We start from the raw sequence: 16,337 nt of genomic DNA on the forward strand, positions 1-16,337 counted from the left end.
CCCCGCGGCGGGTCCATGCGGTTGGACGACACGGTGCGGGCCGTCGGGACGGGAGGCGCCGCACGGGGCCAACAGCTAAGGCGCCGCCTGTCGACGGTCGCTGTTCTTCGCCCAGAGCAGCACAGGGATCAGCGCCAGTGCAGCTGTGCCCCCGCCGAGGGCGAGCCACTGGTAGCTCGTCGCCGCCATGAGAATGCCGGAGAGGACGCCGCCAGCGGCGCCGGCGAGCTGGACGAAGATGTCGATGGTGCCCTGGGCCTTGGCGCGGTTCTGTGGGACGGTCGCGTCGACGACCAGGGCGGTGCCGGAGACCAGGCCGAGGTTCCACCCCACCCCGAGCAGGACCAGTGCGACTACCAACAGGACGAGGGAGTCACCTGACGCTGCTGCTGCCAGCACTCCTGCTGTCAGCAATGTGAGACCGGAGGCGACGACCATGGGGCCGCGTCCCAGTTTGTCGACCATGATGCCGGTGACCAGGGACGGCAGCCACATGGCCCCGACATGCAGGCCGATGACCAGGCCGACGGCGGCCATCTCGTGACCGTGGGCACGCATGTGGATCGGTGTCATGGTCATGACGGCGATCATCACGACCTGGGTGAGGACCATGACCACGGCCCCGACGTAGGCGCCGACCCCCAGCGGAGGAGCCGCGGGGGAGCCGGGACCGTCGGCGGTCCTGCTGCGGCGGGCGTCTGACGTGGTGCGGTCAGCTTCGATCTGGAGCGCCAGAAGATAGGGGTCGGGCCGGAGGAAGACGAACAGCACGAGTCCGGCAGAGACGTAGGCGCCTGCCGCCAGCATGAACGGACCTGCCAGCGTGGGGACGCCGATCGCGTCGGCGAGAGCGCCGAGTGGATCGATGAGGTTCGGACCAGCCACGGCACCGACGGTTGTGGCGACCATGGCCATGCTGGTTCCGAAGCCGCGCTTGTTCTCCGGTGCCAGGTCAGTGCCGGCATACCGTGCCTGGAGGTTCGTCGCGGTACCGGCACCGTAGATGAACAGGGACAGGAACAACAGGGGGATGCTGTCGGCGACCGCGGCGACGACGACCCCGAGCGCGCCGATTCCGCCGGCGATGAAGCCGAATGCCAGCCCCAGGCGTCGACCGAGGCTGTGTGTGGACCTGCCCACGAGATATGCGGCGAGTGCCGCGCCCAGGGTGAACAGTCCGGTGGGGAGACCGGACAGGGAATCCGACCCGAGCATGTCCTGCGCGAGTAGTGCGCCGACCGAGATGCCTGCGGCCAGCCCTGCACCGCCGAGGATCTGACTGAAGATGACGACGACGAGTGTGCGTCGGTGGACCTGTTCCTGGGTGGACGGCGACAACTCGACGGGGAGTTGGCGTGTGTTACGCGACATCGAGGTCTACTCCCTTGCTGGCCCGCCACTCAACGACGCCTTCGTCCATTGCCCGGGCGTTGAATCCGTGTGTACGCAGCGTGTGCGCGGCTTCACGGGCCAGACGGCACAGTTCACCGCGGCAGTACACCACGATCTCGGCGTCACGGGGGATCTCCCCGAGGCGGTCGTCGAGTTCGTCCATCGGGAAGGACAGTGCGTTCGGGAAGTGGCCAGCGTCGTACTCCTGGGCAGGGCGGACATCGATGATGAACATCGACGAGGTGACTGCGGCGGGGTCGATCACCGGGCCACGGGATACGGGCTGGTCCATGTAGGTGTCCAGCACGTCACGCAGCCGCGGGTACCGGTTCAATGCGACGCGCTTGGTCGCAGTGTACAACTCGGCGACATCGTCGCCGCTGAGCTGGTAGAACACCGAGGTTCGCTCGCGACGTCTGCTCACCATTCCTGCCCGGTGCATGGTCTGCAGGTGTGCCGAGGTTGTCGTTGTCGCCATTCCGGTCAGTCGGGCGAGTTCATCGACCGAGTGCTCACCCTGGGCCATAAGCTCCAGGAGTTCCAGCCGTCGTCCGTTGGCTGCCGCTTTGACCACTTCCGACAACGCCTCGAATACTGATGCCTTATCCGGTTCCTCGCTATTCCATGTATCCATGGAATACGATGGTACATGCTGTGGAGGGGCGCGACAAGCGGATTCAGGATCAGGCAGTCGGGGTAGAGGCTCCGGCCTCGCCGTTCTGGTCAGGCGGCTCTGCCCCGTCATCCGCGCCACTCTCCCGTCGCTCCTCGCGACGTCGGAGCCGGAACCGCCGACGGCTCATGTCGCGGGCCAGGGTCATCGGTTGACGTAGTTTCTTCTGCGTCGCCCAGGACAGGTCCTGCATCCCGGGGAGCACCCACCCGCGCCAGTAGGCGGTGACCATCAACCCCGCCCCGAGGAACGGGGAGACGGCCATGCCGACCGCCAGGACCGGGAAATCACCGGCGGCTCCGGACTGGTCCAGCGCGTGGACGCCGACCATGACCGCGGCCGTCAGCGCCGCCGGTGTGGCGTACAGCGTCGCTCCGCCGAAGATGGCGGGGACCGACCCGGTCATCATGTCCCGGATCATCCCGCCGCCGACCACGGTCAGCACGCCGAGGAACAGGGCCGAGGACCACGGCAACCCGTTCGCCAGGGCCTTGGTGGAGCCGGTGGCGGCCCACACGCCCAGGACCACGGCGTCCCCGTGGACCCGGAAGACCTCCCACCCGCGGGAGTTCATGTGGATCAGCATCGAGGCCAGTGCCCCGGCCAACGCCAGGCCGAAGTAGCGCATGTCCTGCAACGCGGCCGGGGGCCCGTTGTCGATGAGGACGTCACGGATCATGCCCCCGCCCAGGGCGGTGACGATGGAGAGGAAGACGATGCCGATGAAGTCCAGGTTGCGGGCACGCGCGATGATCCCGCCGATCATGCCGTAGAGCACCACCCCGATCAGGTCGAGGGTCTCGTACACCGTCCGTACCGACGGGTCGACGAAGTCCATACGGCCGAGAATATCGTTTCCCGCACGATACCTCGCGACATGGGCCCGGTTACCCCGGCTGCCCGGCCTACTCCACACCCCGCCGCGACAGGACGACCGTGGAGGTGACCATGACCACCAGGGCCCCGGCCATGATCAGCCACTGGGTGCCCTCCACCTGGAAGCGTTCCCCGAGGACGAGGTAGCCCAGGACGAAGGCGACGATGGGTTCGGTGATCGTCATCGCCGGCAGCGAGTTCTTCAGCGCCCCGGCGTTGAAGCTGGCCTGCTGGACCAGGGTGCCGATGACGGCGCAGGCGACCAGCCCGTAGGCTTCCCAGCTGGTCAGCAGGGCGGTGGCGCTCTCCTGGTTGAAGATGTTGACCACCGACTTCGAGAGCACCGCGAGGTAGCCCATGATCGCCCCGGTCACCGCGCCCAGCACCAGGGCGCGGGAGCGCAGCTGCAGGCGGGACGCCAGCCACATCAGGCCGACCAGGACGACGACGCCGATCCCCAGGACCGTCATCCACCTGTTCAGGGTGGGGAAGTCCGCGCCGGGCAGGGGACGTCCCCACACCACGACCACGCCGACGGCGACGGTGAGGAGCGTCGCCCACGCCATTTCGGGACGGGAGACGCGGCGCCCGTCGAACCGGGCCGCCAGCGGCAGGGTGAACATGAGCGACAGGACCAGGATCGGCTGGACGACCAGCAGTGTCCCGAAGCCCAGGGCGATGATCTGGAGTCCGTAGGCCGCGAGCGCGCAGAAGACGCCGGCCCACCACTTCGGGCGGGCGACGGCGGAGAGGACCGGGGTGCCGTGGGCGTCGTCGCGATCGCCTGATGTCTGTTCGGCGACCTGGTGCCGGAGGATCGTTCCCCAGGCGACGGTGAGGGCTGACAGGAGGGCGAAGACGACAGCGAGCAGGTTGCTGTGCATCATCAGCACATCAGGATAGTCGTCGGCCGGCGGCGACGTGTCAGGGCCCTGAATGTCGGGCTGAATCTCTGGGCCCCGGCTGGTGGGTGGTGGGTCAGGCCCGGAAGTAGTCCTCGATGGTGTCGAGCATCGACATCGCGGAGTAGAAGTCGATGCGGAAGGTCTCGCCGCCGAACTCGAAGACGCGGTCGTGTGTCACGGCGTAGGTTCCGCGGGCGGTCGGCTTCTGCTTCAGCTGGTCGCCGACGGGGTTGTCGGCGTCGGCGTTGGTGGCGAACACGGTCCGGCCGGTCAGTGCCTTGTCCAGGTTCTCGTCGGAGACCTGGACCACGTCGGTACGTCCGGTGAGACTGCCGTCCGTGCGGACCACGTCGTCCGAGGGGACGCTGAGGTCCCAGCCGAGTTCGGTGAGGATCCGGCCCTGGGCGGAGTCGCCGGTCATGAAGTTCAGGCCGCCGTCCTGTGCGGGGAGCACGAACTGGACGGGCTGTTCGGGCTCGGTGATGTTCCGGGAGACCTCTGCGGCACGGTCAGTGAAGGTCCGGACGGTGTCCTGTGCCTTGTCCTCGTGGCCGGTGATCTCGCCGAGTTGTGTGGTGACCTCGGTCCAGTCCTTGTCGGAGTAGTCGAGGACGACGGTCGGTGCGATCTCCCGGAGTCTGTCGGCCAGGTCGGGGGCGGCGTCCGCGCCGGCGGCGGAGACGATGATCAGGTCGGGGTCCTCGGCGGCGATCTTCTCGAGGTCGGGTTCGAGTTGTCCGATCTCCGTGACGCCGCGCTCGTCGGCGACGTCGGCCCACTGGGTGAAGAATCCCTTGTCGTCGGAGGTCGGGCCGGGGGTCGCCGCGCCGGAGGCGACGACGGGCGCGTCGATGGACAGCAGACTGCCGGTGAGGGTCACCGAGGTCGAGACGATGCGTTCCGGTTTGGCGGGGATCTCGACGTCCTCGGTCCGGTCGGTGGGCCGGCCGTTGTCGACGGCGATGGAGTCCACGGTGCGCGGCCACTCGCCGGTGGTCCCGGACGCCGCGGCGGTGGTGCCGTCCGCCGCGCCGTCGGTGGCGGGTGTGTCGTCCCCGCCGTCGGTGCAGGCGGCGAGGCTGACGGCGACGCCGGTGGCCAGGAGTGCGCCGGTGATACGGCGGAGGACGTGGGGGCGGGTCATGGGTTCTCTCCTCTGGATGGTCCGTGCAGCTCGTGCAGGGGTATCCTATCGGCTGGAGGTAATCTGAGGTAGGGGGTACTTCAGGTGATGCTAACCTCGGTAGCGCGACCAATCGTCCGCCCGCCCGCCGCCGACCAGTGAGGACCTCCCCGACGTGCCACGTATCAGCAGAGACACCGACATCTACCCGATCACCATGCGCGAACTGGAGGTGCTGCGGATCGAGGACGTCACCCCCGGTATGCGGCGCGTGGTCTTCGGCGGGGAGGGGCTGCGCGAGCACCTCCGCGACGGGGAACAGGTCCCGGCGATCGTCTCCGACGGCTTCGACGACGACATGCGGATGATCTTCCCGCACCCGGTCACCGGCGAGCGTCCCTACCCGGTCTCCCTCGGCGACGGGCGGCTCGACTGGACCGCGGAGGTCAACGAACTCTTCCGCACCTACACGGTGCGCCGGTGGACCCCGGAGGCCGGAAAGTTCGGCGAGCTCGTCGTCGACTTCGCCCGGCACGGGGCGGGCCTGGCCGAGGGCTGGTCCGACACCGCGTCGGTCGGTGACCGCGTCTACGCCGCCGGGCCGAAGAACTGCGCGTCGCTGCCGGTGCACACAGACTGGCTGCTGCTCATCGGCGACGAGACCGCGCTGCCCGCCATCGGACGGTGCCTGGAGGAGCTCCCGGCCGGCCACCGGGTCGTCGCCGTCGTCGAGGTTCCCGAGCGCGCCGACATCCAGCACGATCTCGACGGCCTCGCGACGGCGGACGGTGCGGGGATCGACCTGCGGTGGGTCGTGCGCGCCGAGGGCGGCGACTTCACCGCCACGGTCGCCGCGCTGGCGCAGGACGGGGCGCTGCCCGGGGGCACGCCGTTCGTCTGGGCCGCCGGTGAGGCCGGACGGCTGAAGACGGTGCGCCGGTTCGTCAAGGAGCGCGGGGTCCCCCGCGAGCACGTCCAGATCACCGGGTACTGGCGACGCAACGACGCCACGACGGCCGGTGCCGCCGAGGGGGCCGCGAACGACGGGACAGGCTCGGGGACAGGCTCGGGGGCCGATTCCGGTGCCGGTGCGTCCAGCCTGGCCCCGCTGCTGCAGCTCCACGAGCTCACCGAGATCGCGCCGGGCCTCGCCCTGCAGGCGGCCGCCCGTCTCGGCAGGTACGGACTGTTCGAGGCCGTCGACACCGTCGCGGATAGCGCCGGCGGTGCCGCGTCCGTGGACGCCGTCGCCGAGGCCGTCCAGGTGCCGGAGGGCCGCCTGGTGAGGTTCCTGCGGTACCTGGAGTCCCTCGGCCTGCTCGCCCTGCACGGCGGGGAGGGGCAGGCCACCGTGACACTGACCGCGCTCGGCGAGGAGCTCGCCGACCCGGACGGCCTCGTCGCCCGGCTGGCCGGCCCGGAGGCGCTGCAGGCCCTGACCTGGCTGCACCTCGACGACGGGTTGCGCGACGGCGCGCCGGTCCCGGTGGGTGCCACCGGCTGCACCTGGGACGGCCTGCGCGGGGACGACCCGTCGCTGGGCCGACCACTGGAGGACAATGAAGCGACCCGGGCGCAGTGGGTCGCCCCGGCGCTGGCGGCCCGGTGGGGCTCGCTGCCCGGAGGCGCGCCGGCCAGCGTCGCCGTGCTCGGCGGTGCCGAGGGGACCGCCGCGGCCGTGTACGCCGATGAGCTGCTGCGACGGGCTGATGCCCCGGGGGTCCCGGGGGTCCCGGAGGTCACGGTGCTGCGCATGCCCGGGAACCACACCTGCAGCCCGGAGCGGCTGCTCGCCGAGGTCGGCGAGTCGCGCCGGGACCGTGTGCGGATCGGCGACTGGGAGGTCGGGGACGGTCGCAGCATCGGGGCGGACCTCGTGCTCCTGCTGGACCCCTACGCCGTGTGCGCCCCCGGCGAGGTGCCCGGCCTGTTGTCGTCGGCGGTGGCGGCGGCCGGTGGCGGTGCGACGGGCGCTGGTACGACGGGCGGTGGCCGCGTCGTCGTCGTCACCCGGCTGCTCGCCGAGAGCGGCGACGAGGACCACGACTACGAGGAGGACCTCACCCGCATGCTGGTCTCCGGGAGGAGCCTGCCCACCGCCCGGGACCTGTCGTCGGCGGTCGCCCAGGCGGGTCTGCGGGGGCTGGCAGACATACCGGTCGGTTGGGGCAGCCACGCCGTCGTCATCGGCGCATGACGGAGCGTATTCCGTGCGCGTGATGAACCGCGCAATGAACGGGGTGCACGGGTACCGGGCCGGTACACCACTCAGGTACTCTGTTCAGGGTCTGAGCAATAATCTCGAGTAGTCCCGTCAGCACGGGAAGGTGGAGCTGGGAACTGTGGCCCTGATCGTCCAGAAGTACGGCGGATCGTCGTTGGAGAGCGCCGAACGTATCCGGCGCGTCGCGCAGCGGATCGTGGAAACCAAGAAGCAGGGCCACGACGTGGTCGTGGTGTGCTCCGCGATGGGTGACACCACCGACGAACTGCTCGACCTCGCCAACCAGGTTAACCCGGTGCCCCCGGGCCGCGAGATGGACATGCTGCTCACCGCCGGCGAGCGGATCTCCAACTCGCTGGTCGCCATGGCCATCGACTCCTTCGGCGCCGAGGCGCAGTCCTTCACCGGTTCCCAGGCCGGTGTGATCACCACCGAACGCCACGGCAATGCCCGCATCGTCGACGTCACCCCGGGGCGCGTGCGCGAGGCGCTGGACGCGGGCAAGATCTGCCTCGTCGCCGGTTTCCAGGGCGTCAACCGCGAGACCCGTGACATCACCACCCTGGGCCGTGGTGGCTCGGACACCACCGCCGTGGCCCTCGCCGCGGCGCTCCACGCCGACGTCTGCGAGATCTACTCTGACGTTGACGGCGTCTACACCGCCGACCCCCGCATCGTGCCGAACGCCAAGCGTCTCGACAAGATCTCCTTCGAGGAGATGCTCGAGATGGCCGCGGTCGGCGCGAAGATCCTGATGCTGCGGTGCGTGGAGTACGCCCGCGCGTTCGACGTCCCGATTCGCGTCCGTTCATCATTCAGCAACGAAACCGGCACCCTCGTGTCCGGCTCATTGGAGGATATCCCCGTGGAAGAAGCAGTCCTGACCGGTGTCGCCCACGACCGTTCCGAGGCGAAGGTCACCGTCCTCGGCATCCCGGACACCCCGGGCGAGGCGGCCCGGGTGTTCCGCACCCTGGCGGACGCCGAGATCAACATCGACATGGTGCTGCAGAACGTCTCCTCCCTGGCGGACAACCTCACCGACATCACCTTCACCTGCCCGCGTGAGGACGCCCCGCGGGCCGTCGAACTGCTCAAGGGACTGCAGGGTTCCGAGGACCACCAGAAGTTCGGTCAGCTCCTCTTCGACGACCAGGTGGGCAAGGTGTCCCTCGTCGGCGCCGGCATGAAGTCGCACCCCGGGGTCACCGCGGACTTCTGCGAGGCACTGCGCGACGCCGGCATCAACATCGAGCTGATCTCCACCTCCGAGATCCGTATCTCCGTGCTGATCCGCGACACCGACCTCGACGCCGCCGTCGCCGCGCTGCACGAGCGTTTCAAGCTCGGTGGCGAGGAGACCGCCACCGTGTACGCCGGCACCGGCCGGTAACGCCGGTCAGCCCCAGTACGAAAGGACACCAGCCATGACCACCCTCGCCATCGTCGGCGCCACTGGCCAGGTCGGCCGCGTGATGCGTGACATCCTCGAACACCGTCCTTCGGTCCTCGACAAGATCGACACCGTGCGGTTCTTCGCCTCCGCCCGCTCCGCCGGCACCGGCATCGAGTTCAACGGCGGCACCGTCGTCGTCGAGGACGTCGAGGCCACCTCCACCGAGGACCTGCGCGGAATCGACGTCGCCCTGTTCTCCGCCGGTGGGGCCACCTCCAAGGCACAGGCCCCCCGGTTCGTCGAGGCCGGTGCCACCGTCGTGGACAACTCCTCGGCGTGGCGCAAGGACCCCGACGTCCCCCTGATCGTCTCCGAGGTGAACCCGCAGGACGCCACGGACGTGCCCAAGGGCATCATCGCCAACCCGAACTGCACCACCATGGCGGCCATGCCCGTCCTGGGCGCGCTGCACGGCGAGGCCGGACTGAAGCGGCTGCACGTCTCCAGCTACCAGGCCGTCTCCGGTTCCGGGCTGGCCGGGGTGAAGGCGCTGGCCGACCAGGTCCGCGCCAACCTCGAGGTGCTGGAGAACCTCGCGACCGACGGGTCCGCCCTGCAGGTCGAGGACTTCGGCCCCTACGTCGCCCCGATCGCCTTCAACGCCCTGCCGATGGCCGGCAGCATCGTCGACGACGGGTCCGGGGAGACCGACGAGGAGCAGAAGCTGCGCAACGAGTCGCGCAAGATCCTGCACCTGCCGGACCTGCCGGTGGCGGGCACCTGCGTGCGCGTCCCGGTGTTCACCGGCCACACGATGACCGTGCACGCCGAGTTCGACTCCGCGATCACCCCGGAGCGTGCCGAGGAGATCCTCGCCGACGCCCCCGGTGTGCAGCTCACCGACGTCCCCACACCGCTGGCCGCCGCCGGTGTCGACCCGTCCCTGGTGGGGCGCATCCGCCAGGACCAGTCGATCGAGGGAGGCCGCGGGCTGGTGCTCGTCGTCTCCGGCGACAACCTGCGTAAGGGCGCCGCGCTGAACACCATCCAGATCGCCGAGCTGCTGCTCTAGGAGCGCGAGGGGGCTACCCGTGGGAGCTGTCAGGAAAGGCCTCCAGGAAGCCCTCCAGGAAAAGTCTGGGCCCGTGCATCTTCAGTAGCCCTGAAGATGCACGGGCCCAGACTTTTTCCGTCGGTACTGGGGACGTGAATACAGAGGACGCCGGTGTCAGAGCCCCAGGGACTCCCGGGCGACACGGATGATCTCCGCGGCGGGGGTGCGCACACCCGCCGCAGCCGTCGTCCCGGTCGTACCGAGGTAGGCACGCACCAGTCGGGCCCCCACCGCGTACCCTGCCCCGGTGGGGACGCCGACCGGTTCCACACCGAACACCCTGGCGGAGGCGTCCCCGTGGATCCAGGCGGTGAAGTTCTCCATCCCGGTGGTGTCGGCGGCGTCGGTGACACGGCGGAGGACCTCGTCCGAACACGCCGAGGGGTCGACGAAGTGGGTGAATCCGCGCGCCCCGTAGAGCTCGGTGGCGAAGACGTCGGCCAGACCTTCGGCGACGAGCTGCTCACCCAGGGTGACGGTTGCCGGATCCCAGACCACACCACCGGGCGAGTAGCGCACGTTGTGGTGGAGTTCGTGGACCACGATCGCCTCCAGGCGGTCGAGCACCGTGGGGGTCGGCCAGAGGTGGATCTGGATGTAGCCGCTGATCCCGCCGAACGCGACCAGCCCCTGGACCACGTCCATGAAATGGGGGTTGTCCGGGTCACCCACCCCGAGCAGGACGGTGAGGTCGGGAACCGTGGCACCGGGATCCGCCTCGCGCAGTGAGCGGACCCCACGCCGGAGTGCGTCCCGCGCCCTCTCCCACGCATGGTGGTCACCGAGAAGGTCGACCGCACCGCGGACCCGCTCGGTGTACGCGGCGTCGGCGGTATCGCCGTCCCAGGCGAAGCTCATGCTCTGCCGGTCCATGTCCGCGAGGTCGACCTCGCCGGGGAAGTAGCGGAACATACCGGCCATGGGCCGCCACATGGCGCGGACCAGGTCGGCCCGCGCCTCCACGGGTGCATCGAGTACCGCGGTCATCGCACGGCGTGAGTCCAGGACGTTGATGTCGTTGATGTTGCTGGTGATGTCGTTGGTGTCGTTCATGCCAGCGAGGCTAGAGGCTCACGCAGCGTGAGGGTCAAGGCCAGGACGTCCGCCCCGCCGGCTCACACCCGGGAGGTGTGCGCCACGGTCTGCTCCACCAGGTCCAGCACCATGTCGGTGAACTCGGGGGTCGGACCCGGTGTCGCCGCACGGACCATCGGCACCCCCAGCCCGGCGGCGGTGTCGGCGGCCTCGTTGTCGAGGTCCCACATCACCTCCATGTGATCGGAGATGAAGCCCACGGGGACCAGCACGATCGGGCGGTGGTCGCCGTCCGTACCGTCCTGGCCCGTGACGGTGGCCTCCAGGTGGTCGCAGATGTCCGGCTCCAGCCACGGGATGTGGGGCGGGCCGGAGCGCGACTGCCACACCAGTTCCACGTCGGTGCCGTCGTCACCGTCCGTGGCGAAGCTGCTCAGCGCGCGGATCTCCCGGGCGGCGGTCAACACCTGGCCCGAGTACCGGTGGGTGGTGTCGGCCGAGGACGCCTCGTCGGCGGACACGGGCACGGAGTGGGCGGTGAACAGCAGGCGGGCATCGGCCCGCTGGTCGGCCGGGAGCGAGTCCCTGGCCTCGTCGACCAGCCGGGCGAAGGCGGAGAGGAACAGCGGGTGGTCGTGGAAGGGCCGGATCTTCGTCATCGTCGGCGGGGTGACACCGGCGTCGCGGCAGGACTGCAGCGCCCGTTCGATGTCCTCGCGGTACTGGATGTCGCCGGAGTACCCGCCCCATGCGGAGGTGGCGAACACGATGACCTCGGTGACGCCGTCGGCCACCATCCGCCTGGTGGTGTCCTCGATGTAGGGCTCCCAGTTCCGGTTGCCGAAGTACACCGGCAGGTCCAACCCCCGCGCGGCGATCTCGGTGCGGAGATGGTCGATGATCTCCAGGTTCTGGTCGTTGATGGGGCTCTTGCCGCCGAAGCGGTAGTAGTGCTCGCCGACCTCGGCGAGGCGCTCGCGGGGGATGCCCCGTCCCCGGGTGACGTTCTCGAGGAAGGGGACCACGTCCTCCTCCTTCTCCGGTCCCCCGAAGGAGAGGACGAGCAGCGCCCTGCGGGCGGTGGTGCCAGACATGCCAGACTCAGCCATGGTCCCGATCCTACTCGTCGGGCAACCCCAGTTCGTGGATGAGGGCGGCGCGCAGGGTGGGGTGCCGGAACGTGTGCCCGAGGTGTTCGAGGACGGACGGGGCGACGTTCTGGTCGGCCAGGGCCAGCTCTTCGGCGCCCTGCACCCCGAGGAGCAGCGCCGGGGCGGCGGCGGGCACCGGCAGGCTCAGCGGTACGCGGATCCGCTGCAGGTCAGCCAGGGTCGCGGTGAACTCGGCGTTGGTGGCCATCTGCGGGCCCACGGCGTTGACCGGGCCGGAGAGTCCGCCGTCGACCACGGCCCGGACGTACACGTCCACCAGGTCGTCCAGCGACACCCACGGGAAGTGCTGGCGCCCGGAGCCCAGGACGCCACCGCCGACCCTGCTCGACGCGTCCAGGGCGGTGAGCAGGGCGGAGCCGCCGGCCAGGACGAGGCCGGTGCGTACGGTGACCACGCGCCGTCCGGCGTCGGACGCGGGGCGGCAGGCGTCCTCCCAGTCGGAGACGACCTCGGCGAGGAAGCCGTCACCGGCCCCGGCGCGCTCGTTGACCCGTCCGGCGCGGGTGTGGCCGTAGAACCCGACCGCGGAGGCGCAGATGAACGACGCGACGCCGGGGGTGGCGGCGGCGAGGTCGGCGAGTAGGCGCGTCGGTCCGACCCGGGAGTCACGGACGGCGGCCTTGTGCTTCTCGGTGAACCGTCCGGCGATGCCCGCACCGGCGAGGTGGACCACCGTGTCCACCCCGTCGAACAGGTCCGGTGAGGGGTCGTCGGGGTCCCAGACCCGCGCGTCCGGTTCCGGTGGCAGCGCGGAGCGCGACAGCGGGACCACGGTGTGCCCCAGGGACCGCAGGAGTGCGACGAGCCGGGTGCCGACGAGCCCGGTCGCCCCGGTCACCGCGACGGTGTGGTGCCCGGTGACGGTGGCGTCGCCGACGCGCGCGCGGTGGGCGAGGTCGTCGGCGAGCTGGCGGTGACGGTAGCGGAAGACCCGGTCCAGCAGCGCCGCCGGGGCCGTCCCCTGCACCGTGTCGGTGAGCAGCGTGCCGCGGGTGTTGGCGGTGTCGTCGTCGTGGAAGGCGTGGGTGTGCCGCCACCGCGTGATCTGGCGCAGCGGGGGATTGACGCATTCGTCGACGAAGAGACGTCCCTCGACGAAGTCGTCGGGCCGGTGGTCGGCCTGCCAGGTGCGGAGCCCCGGGACGCGGCCGGGCAGGGACAGCACGGTGGTGCCGTCCTTGAGGGACGACGCCTCGGAGGCGATACGGATCCGGGAGAAGCCCGGGGTCAGGCGGGTCACCGCGCCGGGGCGGGTGTGCCAGTCCCAGACGTCCTGGCGGGGGAACCGGAGGTGTTGGTGGTAGCGGTGGGTCACGAACCCCAGTGTAGGGACGCTCCGCCGCCTGTGTCGGGTCCTGTGTCGGCGCCTGTGTCGGTGGCGCGCCCCGAGGCAGCCAGCAGGTCGGCGCGGGCGCGGGCCACGCGCGACCGGATCGTGCCCACCCGGACCCCGCAGATGTCGGCGGCCTCGGCGTAGGTGTGGCCGAGGACCTGGGTGAGGATCAGCGCCTCACGGCGGTCCGGTGCCAGGTCGTCGAGCATCGCCCGGGCATCCACGAGCTCGGCCCACGTCTGCCCGCCGGTGGTGTCCGGGGAGGTGGTGAGCTCGGTGGCGTCCTCCCACTGCTCGGCGGACCTGCGGGGGCGGGCCATGTCGTGGCGCACGCTGTCGACCCAGGTGTGCCTGGCGAGCGCGAGCAGCCAGGTGCGCGCGGAGGACCGGGCGGCGAACCGGGGCAGCCCACCCAGTGCCCGCAGGTAGGTCTCCTGGGTGAGGTCGTCGGCGCGGTCGGCGTCCGCCAGGTGGGCGAGGAGGCGCCAGACGTCGTCGTGGGTGGCCTCGATGAAGTCGTTGAGGGCCTGCCGGTCACCGCCGGCGGCGCGCAGCGCGAGGTCGGTGACCGCCTGGTCCGCCGGGGTGGTCCGGGCGTCCTGTCGGGCGTCCCGACCCTGTCGGCGCGTCGACTGCAGGGTTCTTCTTCGCACGGTTCCGGAGTTTATCACCGTTTGTCACCGACACCGGGTTCCTGTGACTCCTGTGACCTTCGATTCTGTCTCTATCACTATCGCCGACACAGTGTAAATAATATAAACCATTCAAAAGGGAGAAATTAATAGTGCGACCCTGAATGTTCGGGTGTATAACGGGACGTGACGGCACATGCACCCCGTGACCGACGATCACGGCACCCGTGCGCCCCGCCGTCATCCACGACTGACATGTGCGCGATCAGTGCAGCACACGACCACTGCACCCACGGCAGCCAACAGGAGGGTTCACACATGACCACCCACGACGACCGCACCACCGGAGCACCGGGTCAGGACAGCTCCGCCGACATCGCCGCCCGCGGGGTCTGCCCGTACTCCGGGCACTCCACCAACGCGAACGGCTCACCCGTCACCACCGAGGAGCACTCGGTCACGGTCGGGGAGCAGGGGCCGATCGCCCTGACCGACGTCCACCTCGTCGAGAAGCACGCCCACTTCAACCGCGAGCGCATCCCGGAGCGCAACGTCCACGCCAAGGGCTCCGGCGCCTTCGGCGAGCTCACCGTCACCGAGGACGTCTCCCGGTACACCCGGGCGGACCTCTTCCAGCAGGGACGGGTGACCCCGATGCTCGCGCGGTTCTCCACCGTCGCCGGTGAACAGGGCTTCCCCGACACCGTGCGTGACGTCCGCGGGTTCTCGCTGAAGTTCTACACGCAGGAGGGCAACTACGACATCGTCGGCAACAACACCCCGGTGTTCTTCCTGCGCGACGGCATGAAGTTCCCCGACTTCATCCGCTCCCAGAAGCGGTTGACCAACGGGCTGCGCAGCGCCGACATGCAGTGGGACTTCTGGACCCGCAGTCCCGAGTCCGCCCACCAGGTCACCTACCTCATGGGCGACCGCGGTATCCCCAAGGACTTCCGTCACATGGACGGGTTCAGCTCCCACACCTACCAGTGGATCAACGCCGACGGTGAGCGCTTCTGGGTGAAGTACCACTTCAAGACCAGGCAGGGCTGGGAGTTCTTCACCGACGACGAGGCCGGCGCACTCGTCGGTTCCGGCGACTTCGACCACTCCCGTTCCGACCTCTACGAGGCCATCGAGCGCGGCGACTACCCGACCTGGGACGTCAAGGTCCAGATCATGCCCGTGGCCGAGGCGGAGAACTACCGCTGGAATCCCTTCGACCTGACGAAGACCTGGTCGCAGAAGGACTACCCGCTCATCGACGTCGGACACTTCACCCTCAACGCGAATCCGCAGAACTTCTTCGCGCAGATCGAGCAGGCGGCGTTCGCACCGTCCAATATCGTGCCCGGCATCGGCTTCTCGCCGGACAAGATGCTGCTGGCACGTGCGTTCGCCTACGCCGACACGCAGCGCTACCGGCTGGGGACGAACTACCCGCAGCTGCCCGTCAACCGTCCGGTCGTCGCGGAGCGGAACTTCTACACCATGAAGGACGGCGCGGCGGCCTACGAGTTCCCCGCCGACGGCACACCGGTGTACTCGCCGAACCGTTTCGAACGCGGTGAGGGCACCGCGGACGTCTCCGACGGTTCCGGCGTGGTGGAGAAGGGGGTCGCACCCGGACAGTCCGCCTACGGTTTCGGTCGCGGGCAGGAGTCCGCGACCGGTCCGGCCGAGGACCTCGGTCTCTTCGACGACAACTACGGCGGTGACCTCACCCGTGGAGCCTATGTCCGGCATGCCGAGGACGACGATTTCATCCAGGCGGGCAACCTGGTCCGCGAGGTGCTGGACGACGACGCCCGCGAGCGTCTCGCCGGCAACATCGCCCGCGCGATGCAGGGTGTCTCCGAGCAGGTCGAGGGCCAGTGCTGGACCTACTGGGGCCGGGTCGACGAGAACCTGCGCGACCGGGTCCGGGAGATCTACACCGACCTGAAGGGCTGAGCCGGCCCCGGGACGGTGCGACAGAGAGAACCCCCGGCAGGGAGACCAGTGGTCTCTCCGCCGGGGGTTCTCGGCGTCGGATGGGTCAGTTCGCCTCCTTGGCGCGTTCACCGCCGGACAGCGGCACGGTGTGGTCCCACAGGGTGGCGTGCAGGGCACGCCCCATTACGTAGGAGCCGACCGCCTGGACCACGAGCAGCGCCAGGATGGCGACCACGCCCCTGACCAGGTAGCCGAGGACGAAACCTTCGGTGGCCCAGGAGTTCACGAAGTCGGCGGCGACGAGCAGGGGCAGCCCCATCCCGATCGCCGGGCCGAGCATGTTGACCTGGCTTAGCGCGTCCGGGGCGAGGTACATCGCGACGGCCGAGACGAGCACGTAGAGGGCACCGACGACGGCCAGGATGCTGACGATGATGGCGGGGATCCACCCGATCTCGTCGGGCTGCTGGACCACGGGCGCCTCCGCGGCGAGCAGGTGCACGGTGGACTGTGTCTGTGTGAGCATG

General features: G+C 69.7%; 14 protein-coding genes. 4 read left to right on the forward strand and 10 right to left on the reverse strand.

What is annotated here, in order from left to right; genetic code table 11:
* Positions 1-75 precede the first annotated feature (75 nt).
* The 5 genes from MUN33_RS09225 to fepB all read right to left on the reverse strand — a co-directional run bounded on the left by MUN33_RS09225 (position 76) and on the right by fepB (position 4,990).
* A complete protein-coding gene (locus MUN33_RS09225) occupies positions 76-1,371 on the reverse strand; it encodes an MFS transporter (protein ID WP_244804624.1) in 1,296 nt (431 codons plus the stop codon).
* Positions 1,361-2,026, reverse strand: a complete 666-nt coding sequence (locus tag MUN33_RS09230; RefSeq protein ID WP_244804625.1) for an ArsR/SmtB family transcription factor — start codon at positions 2,024-2,026, stop codon at positions 1,361-1,363. The genes MUN33_RS09225 and MUN33_RS09230 overlap by 11 nt, the downstream gene beginning before the upstream one ends.
* Before the next feature lie 49 nt (positions 2,027-2,075).
* Complete coding sequence (locus MUN33_RS09235; RefSeq protein WP_244804626.1) at positions 2,076-2,903, reverse strand: trimeric intracellular cation channel family protein; 828 nt, start codon at positions 2,901-2,903, stop codon at positions 2,076-2,078.
* 67 nt (positions 2,904-2,970) lie between these two features.
* Positions 2,971-3,825: a DMT family transporter gene (locus MUN33_RS09240; RefSeq protein WP_244804683.1), complete on the reverse strand. Its 855-nt coding sequence runs from the start codon at positions 3,823-3,825 to the stop codon at positions 2,971-2,973.
* Between the two features lie 94 nt (positions 3,826-3,919).
* Positions 3,920-4,990, reverse strand: coding sequence for a Fe2+-enterobactin ABC transporter substrate-binding protein (gene fepB / locus MUN33_RS09245; RefSeq protein WP_244804627.1), 1,071 nt, complete (start codon positions 4,988-4,990; stop codon positions 3,920-3,922).
* Between the two features lie 154 nt (positions 4,991-5,144).
* Between fepB and MUN33_RS09250 the strand changes: the two genes are divergently transcribed.
* The 3 genes from MUN33_RS09250 (at position 5,145) to MUN33_RS09260 (ending at position 9,661) form a co-directional block, all read left to right on the forward strand.
* On the forward strand, positions 5,145-7,166 hold the full coding sequence (locus MUN33_RS09250) for an SIP domain-containing protein (protein WP_244804628.1): 2,022 nt from the start codon (positions 5,145-5,147) through the stop codon (positions 7,164-7,166).
* A gap of 145 nt (positions 7,167-7,311) precedes the next feature.
* Positions 7,312-8,586, forward strand: coding sequence for an aspartate kinase (locus MUN33_RS09255; protein ID WP_244804629.1), 1,275 nt, complete (start codon positions 7,312-7,314; stop codon positions 8,584-8,586).
* Positions 8,587-8,620: 34 nt separating this feature from the next.
* A complete protein-coding gene (locus MUN33_RS09260) occupies positions 8,621-9,661 on the forward strand; it encodes an aspartate-semialdehyde dehydrogenase (RefSeq protein ID WP_244804630.1) in 1,041 nt (346 codons plus the stop codon).
* A 156-nt stretch (positions 9,662-9,817) separates the two neighbouring features.
* Here the strand turns inward: MUN33_RS09260 and MUN33_RS09265 are convergent, their stop codons facing one another.
* From MUN33_RS09265 to MUN33_RS09280, 4 genes are all read right to left on the reverse strand, one after another.
* Positions 9,818-10,756, reverse strand: a complete 939-nt coding sequence (locus tag MUN33_RS09265) for a DUF2268 domain-containing putative Zn-dependent protease (protein ID WP_244804631.1) — start codon at positions 10,754-10,756, stop codon at positions 9,818-9,820.
* A gap of 62 nt (positions 10,757-10,818) precedes the next feature.
* On the reverse strand, positions 10,819-11,847 hold the full coding sequence (locus MUN33_RS09270; RefSeq protein ID WP_244804632.1) for a ferrochelatase: 1,029 nt from the start codon (positions 11,845-11,847) through the stop codon (positions 10,819-10,821).
* Positions 11,848-11,857: 10 nt separating this feature from the next.
* On the reverse strand, positions 11,858-13,225 hold the full coding sequence (locus MUN33_RS09275) for a TIGR01777 family oxidoreductase (protein WP_244804633.1): 1,368 nt from the start codon (positions 13,223-13,225) through the stop codon (positions 11,858-11,860).
* Positions 13,222-13,881, reverse strand: coding sequence for an RNA polymerase sigma factor (locus tag MUN33_RS09280; protein ID WP_255806726.1), 660 nt, complete (start codon positions 13,879-13,881; stop codon positions 13,222-13,224). Before MUN33_RS09280 ends, MUN33_RS09275 begins: the two co-directional genes overlap by 4 nt.
* A 312-nt stretch (positions 13,882-14,193) precedes the next feature.
* Here MUN33_RS09280 and MUN33_RS09285 point away from each other — a divergent pair, with 312 nt between their 5' ends.
* Positions 14,194-15,828: a catalase gene (locus MUN33_RS09285; RefSeq protein ID WP_244804634.1), complete on the forward strand. Its 1,635-nt coding sequence runs from the start codon at positions 14,194-14,196 to the stop codon at positions 15,826-15,828.
* Between the two features lie 85 nt (positions 15,829-15,913).
* On the opposite strand, the gene MUN33_RS09290 is transcribed toward MUN33_RS09285, so the two are convergent.
* A complete protein-coding gene (locus tag MUN33_RS09290; protein WP_244804635.1) occupies positions 15,914-16,336 on the reverse strand; it encodes a Na+/H+ antiporter subunit G in 423 nt (140 codons plus the stop codon).
* Position 16,337: the final 1 nt, after the last annotated feature.

The organism is Corynebacterium kalidii, assembly GCF_022869005.1.
GTDB lineage: Bacteria > Actinomycetota > Actinomycetes > Mycobacteriales > Mycobacteriaceae > Corynebacterium > Corynebacterium kalidii.

Bases quoted from the DNA above. Each gene is read 5' to 3' on its own strand.
- MUN33_RS09225 (WP_244804624.1), bottom strand. From the start codon at position 1,371: ATGTCGCGTAACACACGCCAACTCCCCGTCGAGTTGTCGCCGTCCACC.
- MUN33_RS09230 (WP_244804625.1), bottom strand. From the start codon at position 2,026: ATGGATACATGGAATAGCGAGGAACCGGATAAGGCATCAGTATTCGAG.
- MUN33_RS09235 (WP_244804626.1), bottom strand. From the start codon at position 2,903: ATGGACTTCGTCGACCCGTCGGTACGGACGGTGTACGAGACCCTCGAC.
- MUN33_RS09240 (WP_244804683.1), bottom strand. From the start codon at position 3,825: ATGCACAGCAACCTGCTCGCTGTCGTCTTCGCCCTCCTGTCAGCCCTC.
- fepB (WP_244804627.1), bottom strand. From the start codon at position 4,990: ATGACCCGCCCCCACGTCCTCCGCCGTATCACCGGCGCACTCCTGGCC.
- MUN33_RS09260 (WP_244804630.1), top strand. From the start codon at position 8,621: ATGACCACCCTCGCCATCGTCGGCGCCACTGGCCAGGTCGGCCGCGTG.
- MUN33_RS09265 (WP_244804631.1), bottom strand. From the start codon at position 10,756: ATGAACGACACCAACGACATCACCAGCAACATCAACGACATCAACGTC.
- MUN33_RS09270 (WP_244804632.1), bottom strand. From the start codon at position 11,847: ATGGCTGAGTCTGGCATGTCTGGCACCACCGCCCGCAGGGCGCTGCTC.
- MUN33_RS09285 (WP_244804634.1), top strand. From the start codon at position 14,194: ATGACCACCCACGACGACCGCACCACCGGAGCACCGGGTCAGGACAGC.
- MUN33_RS09290 (WP_244804635.1), bottom strand. From the start codon at position 16,336: ATGCTCACACAGACACAGTCCACCGTGCACCTGCTCGCCGCGGAGGCG.